Origin of the sequence: Spirillospora sp. NPDC029432 (assembly GCF_040703975.1) — a bacterium.
Taxonomy (GTDB): Bacteria; Actinomycetota; Actinomycetes; order Streptosporangiales; family Streptosporangiaceae; genus Spirillospora.
In genome coordinates this window covers 79,881-95,316 of record NZ_JBEZWH010000006.1, presented here as the reverse complement: position 1 = coordinate 95,316, position 15,436 = coordinate 79,881, and the positions used below count along the sequence as shown (strand labels likewise).

Sequence of the window (15,436 nt, the reverse complement as noted above, 5' to 3'; positions counted from 1 at the left end):
AAAGGGAGATCAGGTGAAGGCGGAAAGGCTCGCGGTCGAGGGTGCGCTCGTGTTCACCCCCGAGGTGTTCCCCGACCAGCGCGGACTGTTCGTGTCCCCCTACCAGAAGCACGCTTTCGTCGAGGCGTACGGCGCCCCGTTCCCGCCGGTCGCGCAGACGAACCACAGCAGGTCCCGGCGCGGCGTGGTGCGGGGCGTCCACTACACGGTCACCCCTCCCGGCACGGCGAAGTACGTCTACTGCGCGGCCGGGGAGGCGATCGACATCGTCGTCGACATCCGGGTGGGCTCGCCGACCTTCGGGAAGTGGGACGCCGTCCTGGTGAACCCGCGGGACTTCCGCGCGGTCTACTTCCCGGTCGGGGTCGGCCACGCCTTCATCTCGCTCGCCGACGACACCGTCATGTCCTACATGCTCACCGAGCCCTACGCGGCCGAGTACGAGAAGGGGATATCCGCCTTCGATCCGGCGCTGGAACTGCCGATCCCCACCGACATCGAGCCGATCGTGTCCGAACGGGACAAGGTCGCCCCGCCGCTGGCCGAGGCGGCCGCGGCGGGCCTGCTGCCGGACTACGACCGGTGCCAGGCCGTCGAGAAGCGGCTGAGCGGGTCCCTCGACTGAGATCTGGAGCAGGACGTGCCGGCCCCGCCGCGGCGGCGGCCGGGCCTGCCGCGTGAACGGCCTCGTGCACCCGGACGCCCGGAACCGTCCGTGCCGCGGCCTCGTCACCTGCCTGCACGGTCTTTGTTGAAAGGACGCACACCGCATGCAACCCGTTGTCCGCATGGGAGTCCTGGGGTGCGCGAGCATCGCGCTCCGCCGGGTCCTGCCGGCGATGAAAGAGGCCGAGGGCGTCGAGCTGAGGGCCGTCGCGAGCCGCGACCCGGCCAAGGCGCGCAAGGTCGCCCAGCGATTCGGCTGCGCCACCGCCGACGGCTACGACGACCTGCTCGAACGGCCGGACATCGACGCGGTCTACCTTCCCCTGCCGACCGGCCTGCACGCGCACTGGGCGGGCCGCGCGCTCGCGGCGGGCAAGCACGTGCTCTCCGAAAAGCCCCTCACCTGCGACCACGCCACCGCCCTCGACCTCGTCGACCAGGCCAGGAAGGCCGGCCTGTGGCTGATGGAGAACTACATGTTCCTCCACCACCACCAGCACGGGGTCGTCCGCCGCCTCGTCAGGGACGGCCGGATCGGCGAGCCCCGCGTGTTCACCGCGAGCTTCGGCATCCCCGCGCTGGACCCGGACAACTGGCGGTACAACCCCGAACTGGGCGGCGGCGCCCTGCTGGACGTGGGCGTCTACCCGATCCGCGCCGCCTCCTACTTCCTCGGCGGCGAGCTGGACGTCATCGGCTCGGTGCTGCGCCTGCACCCGGTCCGGGGCGTCGAGGTGGCCGGCCACGCCCTTCTGTCCACCCCTGCGGGCGTCACCGCCGAGCTGTCCTTCGGCTTCGAGCACGCCTACCGGTCCTGCTACTCGCTGTGGGGCGACCACGCCCGGCTCACGCTGGACCGCGCGTTCACCCCGCCTCCCACCCGGCGGCCGCTCATCCGCATCGAGTCCCAGGACGGGACCGAGGACCTGACCCTGCCCGCGGACCACCAGTTCAAGAACATCGCCGAGGCCTTCGCCCGGTCCCTCCTGAAGGACGAGGACTACGCCGCCCACGCCGAAGCGATCACCGATCAGGCCCGGCTGGTGGACCAGGTGCGGGCGAACGCGGTGCGGATCACCGCCTGACTCCCGCGACTGACTCCCGTGACGAAGAGCCGCCTCGGGCGGGCGCCTTCCACGCCCGCCCGAGGCGGCCCGAGAGCCGGTCGCCCGGCTTATGCGGCGGCCAGCCTCTCCAGCTCGCGGACCACTTCGTCGGGCGTCGGGAGCGTGGCGATCTCCTCGGCGAGGGCCCGTGCCCGCTCGGCGTACCGGGGTGTGGAGAGGATCGCCCGGCAGCCCGCGGCGATCACCTCGGCCGGATCCTTGCCGGGCTCTTGCCCCTCGGTCAGCACCGTCAGCGCGGCGCCGTAGCCCGACACGGCCTCCGCGACGGTCCTCGCGTAGCCGTTCTCGGGAGTGATCAGCTGCGGCACTCCGGCGTTCATGAAGGTCATGGCGGTGGCCGCGCCCCCGTGGTGGACCGCCAGATCGCACGTGGGGGCCACCACGTCCAGCGGGAGCCAGCCGATGCGGACGTCGCCGAGCTCCGCGCCGAACTCCTCGGCGGCGCCCTCGGGCGCCGCGATCAGCACTTCGGCGTCCGCCCGGATGAGCTCGTCCAGCAGCGGCCGCATGGAATCGCCGGCGGTGCGGAGCATCGGGATGCGCGATCCCGAGGTGATCAGCACGCGGGGGCGCCCCTCGGGGCGGGTGTACATCCAGGGCTCCAGGCGCCGCTGGCGATTCCTCGGGATCCAGCGCATCGGCCGCGCACCGGGGGTGAGCGGCGGCCGCAGGCACGGCGGGCAGACGTCGACGAACAGATCGGCCCGCGGCGGCGCTTGCAGGCCCAGGCGCTCCAGCTCGGGCTGGAGCCCCTCCTCTGGTCTCAGCGGGACGATGTCCCAGTAGTGGCGCACGTAGAGGGCCTTGCGGTGGGCGGCGAGCAGCCCGGGGACGTGGGACAGGCCGCCGACGACCAGATCGGGCGGCCAGTCCCCGGCCAGATCCAGCAGCGCGGCCAGCCGGGCGGACGGCATCCCCGGATGGGGCGTGGCGACCGCGGGGAGCCCGATGGCCTCCACGGCCTCCAGCAGCGGCTCGTCGACGGTCAGGAGGATCTCGTGACCCGCGTTCCGCGCGGCCGTCGCGAGAGGGGACATGGCGAAGACGGTCGCGGCGCTGCCACCGACGGTGAACAGGAATCTCATGGCGATCGGTGTGCTTCCCGTGAGGAGTGGAGACCTGTCGCTTTCCTGGATCTTCGATAATGCGGCGGGCGGCGTTCGATCGCGAGGCCGCCGTCCGAACGGCCCGCTCGCCGGCCCTAGCGGGTCGCGTTCGCCCGGCCGGCGGGCGCGGGCGCATGGCCCGCCTGGCGGCGGGACCGGTCGGTCACCTCCGCGCCCATGGCGACCACGTCCCGCACGACCTCGCAGACCCGGCGGACGTCCGCCTCGGAGACCGCGGGGCCGGTCGGCAGATTGAGCACCTGCTCCGACAGGCGCTCGGTGCGCGGCAGCGTGACGGGACGCTCGGTGCGGTACGGCTCGACCTGGTGGCAGGCGGGCGAGAAATAGCGCTGGGTGACGACGTTCTCCGCCTTCAGCACCCGCATCAGCAGGTCGCGGTGGATACCGGTGCCGGCCTCGTCGATCCTGACGACCACGTACTGGCAGTTGGGGTCCTCGTCGTCGTCGAAGGGAACGACGGAGACGCCGTCCACCCCGTGCAGCTCGGACCGGTAGCGGGCATGGTTGGCGCGGTTGTGCACCACGGTCCGGCCGAACGCCTCGAGCGAGGTCAGCCCCATCGCCGCGGCGGCCTCGCTCATCTTGGCGTTGGTGCCGAGGCGCACGCTGTGGCCGTCGGCTCCGAAACCGAAGGAGCGCATCGACCGCAGCTGCTGCGCGAGCCCGTCGTCGTCGGTGACGACGGCGCCGCCCTCGAAGCTGTTGACCACCTTCGTCGCGTGGAAGCTGAACACCTCGGCGGCCCCGAAACGGCCGATCCGCCGGCCGCGGTAGCTGCACCCCAGCGCGTGCGCCGCGTCGAAGAGCATGTGCAGGCCGTGCCGGGCCGCCACCTTCTCCAGCTCGTCGATGGGACTGGGCCGTCCCCAGAGGTGGACGCCGACCACCGCGGACGTGCGCGAGGTGATCGCGGCCTCCGCCTCCAGGGGGTCGAGGCATCCGGTCACCGGATCGATGTCGCAGAACACCGGTGTGAGCCCCAGCATGCGGGCGGCGTGCGCGGTGGCCACGTACGTCATCGCGGGCATGATGACCTCGCCGGTCAGATCCTTGGCCAGGTACAGCAACTGCAGAGCCGTGGTCGCGTTGCACGTCGCCACGCAGTTGCGCACACCGGCCACCTCCGCCACGCGCTCCTCGAACTCCCCGACCAGCGGGCCGCCGTTGGTGAGCCATTTGTCGTCCAGCGCCCGGTTGAGCCGTTCGAGGAAACGCGACCGGTCGCCAATGCTCGGCCGTCCTACGAAGAGCGGCCGCAGGAAGGCCGCGGGTCCGCCGAAAAGGGCGAGGTCATCGACTTTCCGCTTCACTCCCGGACCTCCAGGTGAACGTCGTGGGCGCCGTGGACCGGTTCCCACGGGTTCCCTCGGCACAGGACTGTCGCGCGCATTACTCGCACCGCGGTTGAGGGCGGCTGGTGCGGCGGTCTCGGCGGCGTCGCGGCGGAGCCGCGTTCACTGTCCGGCGTTCACCGGCGACTCGTCTTCCAGCGCTTTTCCAGCGGGCCTCCACCGAGGATCTGCCGTGCGCCACGACGCTGAGGCACGAAGATCTCCCTAGTCGGAAACGGGACATGATGAAGGCACTTGCGCCCGCCGGTGGCAGCGGCGGCCGGCCATGAGGATTCTCGTCACCGGCGGTGCCGGATTCGTCGGCTCGCATTACGTGCGCAGCGTCTTGGACGGCTGCTACCCGGGTCACGAGGACACCACGATCACCGTCCTCGACAAGCTCACCTACGCGGGAAGCGTGGCGAACCTCCCGATCGGGGACCGGCGCCTGACCTTCGTCAAGGGCGACATCGGCGACGGCGACCTGCTGTTCGACCTGCTGCCCGGGCACGACGCCGTCGTCCACTTCGCGGCCGAGAGCCATGTGGACCGGTCGCTGCTCAACGCCTCCCCGTTCACCATCACCAACGTGCTCGGCACCCACACGCTCCTGGAGTGCTGCCTGCGGCGAGGCATCGACCGGATCGTGCAGATCTCGACGGACGAGGTCTACGGCTCCATCGCCGCGGGTTCGTGGACGGAGGACCACCCGCTGCTCCCGAACTCCCCCTACGCCGCGTCGAAGGCGTCGGCCGACCTGCTCGCCCGCGCGTACCACCGCTCGCACGGGCTGCCGGTGGTGATCACCCGCTGCTCGAACAACTACGGGCCCTACCAGCACATCGAGAAGGTGATCCCGCGCTTCGTCACCAGCCTGCTGAACGGCCGGCAGGTCCCGCTCTACGGCGACGGCCGCAACGTCCGCGAATGGCTGCACGTGGCCGACCACTGCCGAGGGGTGCACCTGGCCCTGGAGAAGGGGCGCGAGGGCGAGATCTACCACTTCGGCGGTGGCGTCGAGATGACCAACCGGGACCTCACCGCCCTGCTGCTGGAACGATGCGGCGCCGATTGGGGGTCGGTGCGCTTCGTCACCGACCGGAAGGGGCACGACCGCCGCTACTCCCTCGACTACGGCAAGGCCGCCCGTGAGCTCGGCTACTCACCGCGGGTGCCGTTCGAGCAGGGCCTCGCCGGCGTCGTCTCCTGGTACGACCGCAACCGCGACTGGTGGGCCGAGGATTTCGCGCGGTACGGCGCGGAATCCGACCAGGCGCCCGTCCCGGATCCCGTGACCAGATGAGGGAGTGCATCTTCATGTCGGCCTTGAACGCGGGACCGGTCCGGGAGCCGTCGTACGGCTTCCGCCTGGTCTTGAGCGGGTCTCCAGAGCGTGGTCGCAGGCTGGGGCGGAGTACGTGGGAAGAGCGTGCCGTGAACAGGGGAGTGGCGTGGTGACGGGCCGCGAGGTGGTGGTGACGGGGCTGGGCGTGGTCGCGCCGGGCGGCGTGGGGGTGAAGGCGTTCTGGGAGCTGATCTCCTCGGGGCGGACGGCGACCCGGGCGATCACGGCGTTCGACGCCTCGGGGTTCCGGTCCCGGATCGCGGCCGAGGTCGATTTCGATCCGTTCGCGGCGGGGCTGTCGCACCGGGAGGTGCGCCGGCTGGACCGCGCCGCGCAGTTCGCGCTGACCGCCACCCGCGAGGCGCTCACCGACGCCGGCCTGGACGGCGTCCTGGGCGCAGGGCCGGACGGCGGGGACGGAGTCGACGCCGGGCGGGTGGGGGTCAGCCTGGGGACGGCGGTGGGCGCGACCTGTTCGCTGGAGGCGGAGTATCTGGTGCTCAGTGACACCGGCCGCCGCTGGGAGCTGGACCACCACTACGCCGGGCCGCATCTGTTCGACCAGTTCATGCCGGGGTCGATGGCGGCCGAGGTGGCGTGGGAGGCCAACGCCCAGGGCCCGGTCACGGTGGTCTCGGCCGGATGCACCTCGGGCCTGGACGCGGTCGGGCACGCCGCCGAGGTGATCGCCGAGGGCGCCGCGGACGTGATGCTGACCGGCGGCACCGACGCCCCGATCTCCCCGATCACCGTGGCGTGCTTCGACGCGATCAAGGCGACCTCGTCCAGCAACCACGACCCCGCCGGGGCGCTGCGCCCCTTCGACCGCACCCGCAACGGGTTCGTCCTGGGCGAGGGCGCCGCCATCCTCGTCCTGGAATCTCTGGAGCACGCTCGCGCCCGGGGGGCGCCGATCTACGCCCGCATCGCCGGGTACGGCTCCCGCAGCAACGCCTATCACATGACCGGCCTCAAGCCCGACGGCGCCGACATGGCCGCCGCCATCACCGCCGCCCTGGCCGACGCAGGCCTCCCCGCCCACGCCGTCGACTACGTCAACGCCCACGGCACGGCCACCAAGCAGAACGACCGGCACGAGACCGCCGCCCTCAAGCGCGCGCTCGGCGCGCACGCCCACCGGGCCCCCGTCAGCTCCATCAAATCCATGATCGGCCATTCCCTCGGCGCCATCGGCGCCATCGAGACCGCCGCCTGTGCCCTGGCACTGCACCACGGCCTCGTCCCGCCCACGGCCAACCTCCACGAACCCGACCCGGAGCTCGACCTCGACTACGTCCCGCACCAGCCGCGCCACCGCGACCTCGGCACCATCCTCAACATCGGCAGCGGCTTCGGCGGCTTCCAGACCGCGCTCGTCCTCACCCACCCCGGCGCCGCCGCATGACCACGACAGCGATCACCGGGATCGGCGTGGCGACGCCGAACGGCCTCGGGACGGACGAGTTCTGGGCGGCGACGCTGCGCGGCGAATCGGGCATCGGCACCGTCCGGCGCTTCGACGTCAGCGGCTACCCGTCCCGGCTCGGCGGCGAGGTCGACGGGTTCGAACCCGCCGATCACCTGCCCGGCCGGCTCATCCCGCAGACCGACCGGATGACCCAGCTCGCCCTCGCGGCGTCCGACTGGGCGCTCGCCGACGCCCGCCTGGAACCCGGCACCTATGACCCCTCCGAGATGGGGGTCGCGACGGCCGGCGCGTTCGGCGGCTTCGAGTACGGCCAGCGGGAGCTCGACAAGCTCTGGACCGAGGGCCCCGAGCACGTCAGCGTGTACATGTCGTTCGCCTGGTTCTACGCCGTCAACACCGGGCAGATCTCGATCCGGCAGTCCATGCGCGGCCCGGCCGGCGTCGTCGTCGGCGACCAGGCGGGCGGCCTCGACGCGGTGGCCCAGGCGCGGCGCAACATCCGCAAGGGCACCCGGCTCGTGCTGTCCGGGGGCGTCGACAGCTCCTTCTGCCCCTACGGCTGGGTCTCGCGAATGAGCGCCGGAACGCTGAGCACCGGCGACGACCCGCGCACCGCGTACCTTCCCTTCGACGTGCGCGCACGAGGACACGTCCCCGGTGAGGGAGGCGCCATCCTCGTGGTCGAGGACGCCGCGGCCGCCCGAGCCCGCGGCGCGCGCCTCTACGGTGAGATCGCCGGGTACGCGGCGACGTTCGACGCCGCCTCCAGGCACGGCGGCGCCCCGGGCCTCCGCCGCGCCGTCGAGACCGCGCTCGCGGACGCCCGGGTGGCCGCCGCGGACGTCGGCGTCGTCTTCGCCGACGGGTCCGGTACGCCGGACGACGACCGGGTCGAGGCCGAGACCATCGCGGACGTCTTCGGCCGGGGCGCGGTGCCCGTCACGGTCCCCAAGACCATGACCGGACGGATGAGCTCCGGCGGCGCGCCGGCGGATCTGGCCTGCGCCCTGCTGGCGATGCGCGACGGGCTCGTCCCGCCGACCATCAACGTGCGGACGGTCGCGGCCGGTCCCCGGATCGATCTGGTCATCGGCGAGCCGCGGCCATGGCGGCCGGGCCCGGCGCTGGTGATCGCCCGCGGCCGGTACGGGTTCAACTCCGCGATGGTGCTCCGGCCCGTCCCTGCGGAGACGGCGAAGACAGAACGCGACCACTAGGGACCACTAGGAGAAAGGGGCAGTCGTGCAGCTGATCACGTTGCGGGAGCTTGAGGAGATCATGCGCGCGTGCGCCGGGGAGGACGAGTCCGCCCAGCCGCTCGAGCAGGCTCCGGACCGTCCCTTCGACGAGCTCGGATACGACTCGCTCGCGCTGCTGGAGACGCAGAGCAGGATCAGCCGGGACTACGGCGTCGAGATCCCCGAAGAGGACCTCGGCGACGCGCAGACCCCGCGGGAACTGGTCGACCTCGTCAACAGGCGGCTGCAGGCGGCCTGACGGGACACCGCCCGGCGGCACCTGCAACACCCGAAACACTCGGAACATCCGGAGAAGGCCGCGACCATGTACAGGCCCGACATGTCGACCGCCGCACGGCCCGACCGTCCGTGCGAACCGCCGCCCGCCCTGCTGATGCCGGGCCAAGGCGCCCAGTACCCGGGGATGGGCACCGGCCTGTACCGGGACCTGCCCGCGTTCGCGGCGGCGATCGACGACGTGTTCCGGTTCATGGGCGCGGCCGGGGACGAGCTGCGATCCGAATGGCTCGCGCCCCGTCCCCGGCTCCCCATCGATCACGTCCGCCGCTCCCAGCCGCTGCTGTTCGCGATCGACTACGCGCTCGGCAGGCTGCTGACCGACCTGGGGCTGCGGCCGGTGGCCCTGCTCGGGCACAGCATCGGCGAGATGGCCGCCGCCACGCTGTCCGGGATCTTCGACCTCGAGAGCGCCGTCCGGATCGTGCACGACCGGATCGGCCGGCTGGCCGGGGCGCCCGCGGGCGGCATGGCCGCCGTCGCCGCCTCCCGGACGGAGATCGCCCCGTACCTGCGGCCGGGGGTGGACGTCGGGGCGGTCAACGCGCCCCGGCAGACGGTGATCGCGGGCGCGGCCGAGCCGCTGCGCACCACCCTGGACGCGCTGCGGGAGGGCGGCTTCACCTGGGCTCCGGTGCAGTCGCTCACGCCCTTCCACAGCGCCGTCCTGCAGCCCCTGGTCGACGCCTCCCGCCCCCTGCTGGACGGCATGCCCGCGCGGGCGCCGAAGATCGCCATGGTGTCGGGGTACACGGCGGGCCGCCTCACCGACGCCGAGGCGGTGGATCCGGAGTACTGGGCCCGGCATCCGGTGGCTCCGGTGCTGTTCTGGCCGGCCCTGCAAGCGCTGGTGGCGGACGGCCCGCGGCTGCTGATCGAATGCGGCCCCGGACAGGGCCTGACGACCCTGGCCCGGCGCCTCCCGGAGGTCCGCTCCGGCCGCTGCGAGGTCCTGTCGCTGACCGGTCCACCGGCGGCGGGGCCCGACGGGGAGGCCGAGCGATTCGCCGCCGCGGCCGCACGGCTGGGGCTGGCCCTTCCGTGAACGACCGGCCCCGGCGGCCGTTCGAGCAGCCTTAACTCGAGTAGAGGCACCGCTTTCCGAAGCGGTAAACAAGCGCCAGAACTCCTGTGTTCGGCTCCAGTAAGAGAATTTTCCGGCCGTTCTCATCTCGTTCAATCATCGCCGCGCGATGGCCGGAGTCGGCCGTTCGGCATCCCTTCTCGGCAGTGTTGGACGCTGTCGGTGCGCCCTATGCTGACCGAGGTTTTGACCACTACGAGGAGTCGAGAAAAGATGCCAACGCCCAACGGCTGCCGTCTCCCCACCCGGGTCCGCAAGGGTCATAGACAGGCAATTCCTCCCGCCGTGAAGGAGCAGATCAAGGAACTGCATTATTCGCGCGACAACTGGCACGGGTTCTTCTACCTGGCGGTGGACTGGCTCGTCATCGCGGCGATGGCGGCCGTGACGGTATGGTCCGGCTTCAACGTCGTGGTCTACGTGATGGCCGCCGTCGTCATCGCCTCCCGGCAGCGGGCGCTGCGCAGCCTCCTGCACGAGGCCAGTCACTACAAGCTGATGCGGAACCGCGGGCTGAACCTGTGGGCAGGCCGCCTCTTCATCGCCTTCCCGCTGCTGGAGGGCGTCTCCGGTTACCTCTGCGCGCACTGCGAGCACCACAGGCACCTGTGGGACGAGCGCCTGGACCCGAAACGGCGGCACTACTCGGCCATCGGCATCATCAGACCGCGGAATCCCGGCCGGTTCACCCGCAAGCACCTGCTGCGATCGCTGCTGCTGACGCACATGCCCTACAACGTGCTGTCCGCGCTGACGGGCCGGGACGAGGACCGCAAGGAGACGTTCTGGCGGGTGCTGTTCTTGGCGGGCGCCGGAGCGGTCACCGTCGCGACCGGCCTCGTCACCGAGGTGGTCCTGCTGTGGCTGGTGCCCTACCTCACCGTGTACCAGGTGCTGCGGTACTGGAGCGACATCGCCGACCACGCCGGGCTGGAGAGCGACGACCCCTGGCAGGCCACCCGCAGCTGGACGGCCTCCTGGCCGGTGCGGCAGCTGCTGGCGCCCCACAACGCCAACTGGCACCTCGCGCATCACCTCTACCCGATCGTCCCGCAGCACGCGCTGCCCCGGCTGCACCGCATCCTCGGCGGCGTCCCCGAATACCGCGGCGCCCACCAGTGCCAGGGGTTCTTCCTGCCGTCCCGTCCCGGCCGGCCCTCGGTGATCCAGGACGTCCTGCGGCCCGAGGAGAACACCGCCTACCAGAGCGGCGTGCTGCGGAACCGCGGCCGTGGCGCCGTCCTGCGCTCCCTGTTCGCCGGCGGCCGCCCGAAGGTCCCCGACTGCGCGCGCGACTGCCCGCTGGGCACGGTCGCGTCCGGCCACCGTGGCTGAGCGGCCGCTCGTCTCCCTCCTGGCCGGGGGCTGCGCGGCGGCCGGTTCGAGCATCGCCGTCGGGTCGTCGGTCGCGGCGAGCAGCCGGCTGACCGAATACCCCATCGCTTTCGGGCAGGCACTGCGGTACGCGCTGGCGGCCCTGCTGCTGTTGGCGCTGGTCCGCTTCAGGCCGTCCTGGCCGCGACTGCGGCCGGCGCAGTGGCTGCGGCTCGCCGCCCTCGCCGCCGTCGGGCTGGCCGGGTTCAACTTCTTCCTGATCGCGGCGCTCCGCGGGGGTGACGCGGGCACGGTCGGCGCCATCGTCGGGGCCGTGCCCGTGGTGCTCGCCCTCGCCGGCCCGCTGTCGTCGCGGCGGGCCCCGTCCCCGGGCATCGTGGCCGCCGCGGCCGTCGTCGTCGCGGGCGCGGCGATCGTGCACGGCGTCGGCGGATCGATGCCGGCGTCGACCCTGCTCTGGGCGATCCTGGCGATGCTGTGCGAGTGCGGCTTCTCGCTGCTGGCCGTACCGCTGCTGGACGATCTGGAACCGGCGGCGCTGTCGATGTGGGTGTCGGCCGTCGCCGCGGTCGTGCTCTTCGTTCACGGCCTCGCGTTCGGCGGCCCGCCGCCCCTGCCGACCGGTGCCGAGACCGCCGCCATCGGGTATCTGGCGCTCGTGCCCACCGCCGGGGCGTTCGTGCTGTGGTACTCGAGCCTCTCGAAGATCCCGGTGGAGACCGCGGGGCTGTTCGCGGGGCTCATCCCGATCGCCGCGATGCTGACCTCCGTCGCCGTCGGCGCCACGACGGTGACCTTCGTCCGGGCGGGCGGCGCGCTGCTGATCGGCGGGGGAGTGGTCCTGGGCGTGCTCGCCTCCCGGCGCGCCACCGTCCCCCGGGATCCACCGGAGCGGCACACCGCCCCGGTGCCGGAGGCACCGTGACGGGTCCACCCGTGCTCGACCGGACCTATTGGAACGGATGCCACGCTGCGAGAGCACCGTAGCCGCAAAGGAGCAGGCAGGATGTCCGATACCTGTTGGGGGCGGTCATGACCGCCGACCTTGCCCCGCTCGTCCAGGGCCGTCCGCCGCTGGCCAAGGGCGACGGCGACTGGCTCGAACGCGTCGAACTGATCACGCCCGCCATGTGCGGGCACAACTCGCTGTTCATCGGCCAGCTCGGGGACTGGACCTGGGACGCGGTGGGCGCCTCGTGCCGGATCGACCCGTACAGCGCGGTGGACCCGGACGGCAACCCCGTCTACCTGTCCTTCGCCTACTTCCGCGTCAAGGCCGGCAGCGGGCTGTCCGTGGAGCAGCTGACGTTCGGCGACAGGCTGCGGGTCCGCTCAAAGGTCCTGTCCTGCGGCGGCGACTCGGTGCTGACCCTGCACCAGGTGAGCCGGGACGACGGAGCCTCCGCGCGTGGCCCGGTCCCCAGCGTGGACGGCTTCTTCCGCGATGCCACCCCCGGGTGCATCCAGGTGGAGACCTTCAACCGCTGGGTCCAGCGCTCGGTCCACGACACCAACCACGGGCTGCGGCGGGCGACGCCCGTGGGATTCCAGGCCGGGCACCTGGAAATGGTCCCCGACGAGCACACCCCCCGTCGCACCTGGGCGGAGGCCCGGAAGGCGGCCGGTTTCGGGACGGCCGGCGATCCGGAGCCGGAGGCGCGGCTCGCCTTGACCTACCAGGTGAGCGCCAGCCGCGATCTGAACGGTGTCGGGCTGCTGTACTTCGCGTCCTACTTCTCGATCGTCGACTGGGCCGTCCTGGGCATGTGGCGCCACCTGGGCCGTCCGGCCGGCAGTTACCTGCGCCGCCGCGTGCTGGACCGGCAGCTGGGCTTCATCGCGAACGCCAACGCCGACGACACCCTCGATGTCGAGGTGACGTCCCATCGCGACGCCGCCGGCCTTGACGTGGTGGACGTGACCCTGCGGCAACAGGACGGCGGCCTGCTCGCGGTGGCGCGCCAGCGCATCCAGCACGACCCGGACGGCGCGTGACCGGACGACGGCCGTCCCGTCAGGCGGCCCGCAACCGCGTGTTCACGAAGTCGACCAGCCCCTGCGGGGTGTTGATCCGGCCGAAGTCGTCCTCGGAGATCTCCACCCCGTAGTCGCGCTTGATCCTGGTGTGCGTCTCGAGCAAGGCCAGCGAGTCGTAGCCGAGTTCGTCGAACGGCCGTTCCGGAGCCCGCTCGAACGAGAGCCACTCTCCCTCCCAGACGTACTGGCGCATCAGATCCTCGAGTTCCCGCAGTGTGATCGGCTGCACGACGGCCCCTTCTTCCGGCTGCTCGTTGTCCTGATGTGGTGCCGGAGGCGTGTCCTCGGCATGCTCCGCACAAGAACTCCGCCCCAGCCTGCGGCCACACCCTGGAGCCCCACTCGAAACCGAACGGACCGCCCAGCCGCCCTCCCGGTGCCGGATCGTGTAGGGCACGTACCATGGCGTCGTTGCCGGGACCTACGTGAGGCGAGGCGCTGGTGGTGGCCGTTCCGTGGCAGTGGCTCCGTACGAGACTCCGGCCGGGCGACGCCCGCCGCCAGGTCGACGGCCTGGCCGCCGAGCACGTCGAACGCGACGACTCCTCGGCCGCGCTGGCCCTCCTCCGCGACCACGGGATCGCCGAGGCGGCCGCGGCCGCGCAGGTGGCCGACCTGCTCCTCGCCCGGGACCGGGTGGACGACGCGATCGCCGTCCTCCGCGACTGCGCCGAAAAAGCGGACTCGCCCGCGGAACGGACCCTGGCGGCCCGCTCGCTGGCACACCTGCTGGCCGAGCACGGCAGGACCGGCGAGCTGCGGGAACGGGCCGGCGCCGGTGATCCGGACGCGGCCGAGCGCCTGGTCCTGTGGCTGCTCGAACGGGACCGCCGCACCGACCTGCACGCCTACGTGTCGTCCGGCGGCGTCTACGTGTCGGACGCGATCGTCCTCGCCCTGCGCCGCAAGGGCTACCGGAAGCTGGCCGACCTCGCCGTCCGAAAACACCCGGACCAGATCAGCTACGCCTCCGCCGAACCACTGGTCGCGGAGATGGAACGCCAGCGCCGCTACGGAGAGGCGATCCCTCTGCTTCGCGCCTTCGCCGGACGGAACCCCGGCGCGGCGCACCGGCTCGTGGACCTCTGCCGCAAACAGGGCGACGCCGCCGGGGCCGCCGAGGCGTACCGCCTGCAGTCCGGGACCCTGAGCGACTACGACGCGCGCCCCCTGATCGGCCTGTTCCTGGAGAACGGCCGGATGGACGACGCCATGCGCGTTCTCCGGGACCACCCCAACGCGGCCGACTTGTTCACCACGTCCTGCCTGGTCGAGCTGATGGTCGTCCAGGACGGCGCGCTGGACGACGCCCTGTCCATCCTGCGCCGCCGTCCCGAACGGTGGGCGGCGGAGCACCTCGCCGACCTCGAGTCCCGGCCGGACCGCATCGAGATCGTCCGCGCGTCCCCCGACGAGGCCGCCGCCATGGTCGACCGGACCATCGACGCCGGCGGCATCGACAGGGCGCTCGCCCTCCTCCGCGTCCGCGCCGCCGGAGGAGACCCCCGGGCGGCCGAACGGCTGGCGGCACTCCAGCGGGACCGCGCGGACGATCCGAAGCTGCGCTCGATCGACCTGCTGATGAGCACGCTGTACGACCTACGCGTAGGCCGTGACCTCGGCCCCGTGCCGTACTCCATCCAGGAATGGGAACGAGGCCGCGTCCCCGACCCCGAGGGAGACACCGACGCCCGGCTGGCCGCGGCCCTCCGCGACGCCGGCGCCGTACCGAGGATCCCCGGCGGTGAACTGCCGAAGCCCGCGTTCATCAGCGCGTCCCGGGACCGCCTTTACACCGAGCCGCACCGCCGGATCGACGACGATCTGTCGTACGAGGTGCGGGAAACCCCCGGGTACCACTGGGACGTCCGCGACGAGTACGGCATGGGCGCGTACTTCGACGCGTCCGTGAACAGCGGCGGCGAAGTCGAATTCTCCTTCCTCGACGACCGGTACCCGGCGACGCCCGACGGCTGGCGAGCCCTGATGACCGCAGTGAACGACTTCGGCGGCCGCCGCAGGCACATCCACCTCTTCGTCAACTCGTACACCGACTAGTCGCCCATGGGACTGCGTGTTCCCAACCCGTCTGCGCAGGCCAGTCGCGCATCGGAGGCGGGAGGACGACGCCGCCATTCGATCCGGCGCCACAAATGACAGCCGGCCGAACGCTTCCCAACGCGGCCGCGTCCGGCCCGTCAGGGTTCTCCCTGCGCGAGCGGGGCGTCCGATCGAGCGGCTGCGGTCGGCAGGCCGGTTCTCCAGGTTCTTCCGGCGCGGGCACGCGGGGAGGACGCGCCGCCCGAGACCGCCGCCGGTCCGATTGATCGGCGTTCTTGATCAATCAAGCGCGCATACGGATCGCCGAACAGCGCCCGGCCGGGCCCGTCCGGTGCAAGATCTCAGAACGGAAGCGGCGG

At 72.0% G+C, this 15,436-nt stretch carries 14 protein-coding genes; 11 read left to right on the top strand and 3 right to left on the bottom strand.

Translation table 11 applies throughout. From position 1 onward, the window contains the following. The first annotated feature begins 13 nt into the window (after window positions 1–13). Together AB0881_RS06695 and AB0881_RS06690 are read left to right on the top strand one after the other, a co-directional pair. Entirely contained in the window at window positions 14–625 is a 612-nt protein-coding gene (locus AB0881_RS06695) for a dTDP-4-dehydrorhamnose 3,5-epimerase family protein (protein ID WP_366614817.1), read from the top strand. 145 nt (window positions 626–770) lie between these two features. Then, window positions 771–1,751 carry a Gfo/Idh/MocA family oxidoreductase gene (locus AB0881_RS06690; RefSeq protein WP_366614816.1) on the top strand — a complete coding sequence of 327 codons (981 nt, stop codon included), beginning with the start codon at window positions 771–773 and terminating at the stop codon, window positions 1,749–1,751. An 89-nt stretch (window positions 1,752–1,840) separates the two neighbouring features. On the opposite strand, the gene AB0881_RS06685 is transcribed toward AB0881_RS06690, so the two are convergent. Together AB0881_RS06685 and AB0881_RS06680 are read right to left on the bottom strand one after the other, a co-directional pair. Then, complete coding sequence (locus AB0881_RS06685) at window positions 1,841–2,878, bottom strand: nucleotide disphospho-sugar-binding domain-containing protein (protein ID WP_366614815.1); 1,038 nt, start codon at window positions 2,876–2,878, stop codon at window positions 1,841–1,843. 116 nt (window positions 2,879–2,994) lie between these two features. Next, window positions 2,995–4,230: a dTDP-4-dehydro-6-deoxyglucose aminotransferase gene (locus AB0881_RS06680; protein ID WP_366614814.1), complete on the bottom strand. Its 1,236-nt coding sequence runs from the start codon at window positions 4,228–4,230 to the stop codon at window positions 2,995–2,997. 307 nt (window positions 4,231–4,537) lie between these two features. Between AB0881_RS06680 and rfbB the strand changes: the two genes are divergently transcribed. The 8 genes from rfbB to AB0881_RS06640 all read left to right on the top strand — a co-directional run bounded on the left by rfbB (window position 4,538) and on the right by AB0881_RS06640 (window position 12,974). Then, window positions 4,538–5,554, top strand: a complete 1,017-nt coding sequence (gene rfbB, locus AB0881_RS06675) for a dTDP-glucose 4,6-dehydratase (protein WP_366614813.1) — start codon at window positions 4,538–4,540, stop codon at window positions 5,552–5,554. 148 nt (window positions 5,555–5,702) lie between these two features. After that, entirely contained in the window at window positions 5,703–7,001 is a 1,299-nt protein-coding gene (locus tag AB0881_RS06670; protein ID WP_366614811.1) for a beta-ketoacyl-[acyl-carrier-protein] synthase family protein, read from the top strand. Continuing rightward, window positions 6,998–8,242: a ketosynthase chain-length factor gene (locus AB0881_RS06665; protein ID WP_366614809.1), complete on the top strand. Its 1,245-nt coding sequence runs from the start codon at window positions 6,998–7,000 to the stop codon at window positions 8,240–8,242. The genes AB0881_RS06670 and AB0881_RS06665 overlap by 4 nt, the downstream gene beginning before the upstream one ends. 25 nt (window positions 8,243–8,267) lie before the next feature. Further along, complete coding sequence (locus tag AB0881_RS06660) at window positions 8,268–8,522, top strand: acyl carrier protein (RefSeq protein WP_366614808.1); 255 nt, start codon at window positions 8,268–8,270, stop codon at window positions 8,520–8,522. A 66-nt stretch (window positions 8,523–8,588) separates the two neighbouring features. Beyond that, a complete protein-coding gene (locus AB0881_RS06655; protein ID WP_366614807.1) occupies window positions 8,589–9,605 on the top strand; it encodes an acyltransferase domain-containing protein in 1,017 nt (338 codons plus the stop codon). Window positions 9,606–9,929: 324 nt separating this feature from the next. After that, on the top strand, window positions 9,930–10,979 hold the full coding sequence (locus AB0881_RS06650) for a fatty acid desaturase family protein (RefSeq protein WP_366614806.1): 1,050 nt from the start codon (window positions 9,930–9,932) through the stop codon (window positions 10,977–10,979). Then, window positions 10,972–11,904 (top strand): DMT family transporter, encoded by a 933-nt coding sequence (locus AB0881_RS06645; RefSeq protein WP_366614804.1) that lies wholly within the window; start codon window positions 10,972–10,974, stop codon window positions 11,902–11,904. The genes AB0881_RS06650 and AB0881_RS06645 overlap by 8 nt, the downstream gene beginning before the upstream one ends. A 107-nt stretch (window positions 11,905–12,011) precedes the next feature. Continuing rightward, window positions 12,012–12,974 (top strand): LnmK family bifunctional acyltransferase/decarboxylase, encoded by a 963-nt coding sequence (locus AB0881_RS06640; protein ID WP_366614802.1) that lies wholly within the window; start codon window positions 12,012–12,014, stop codon window positions 12,972–12,974. Between the two features lie 19 nt (window positions 12,975–12,993). Here the strand turns inward: AB0881_RS06640 and AB0881_RS06635 are convergent, their stop codons facing one another. Further along, window positions 12,994–13,245, bottom strand: coding sequence for an acyl carrier protein (locus AB0881_RS06635; RefSeq protein WP_366614800.1), 252 nt, complete (start codon window positions 13,243–13,245; stop codon window positions 12,994–12,996). Window positions 13,246–13,457: 212 nt separating this feature from the next. Between AB0881_RS06635 and AB0881_RS06630 the strand changes: the two genes are divergently transcribed. After that, on the top strand, window positions 13,458–15,074 hold the full coding sequence (locus AB0881_RS06630; RefSeq protein ID WP_366614799.1) for a hypothetical protein: 1,617 nt from the start codon (window positions 13,458–13,460) through the stop codon (window positions 15,072–15,074). Window positions 15,075–15,436: the final 362 nt, after the last annotated feature.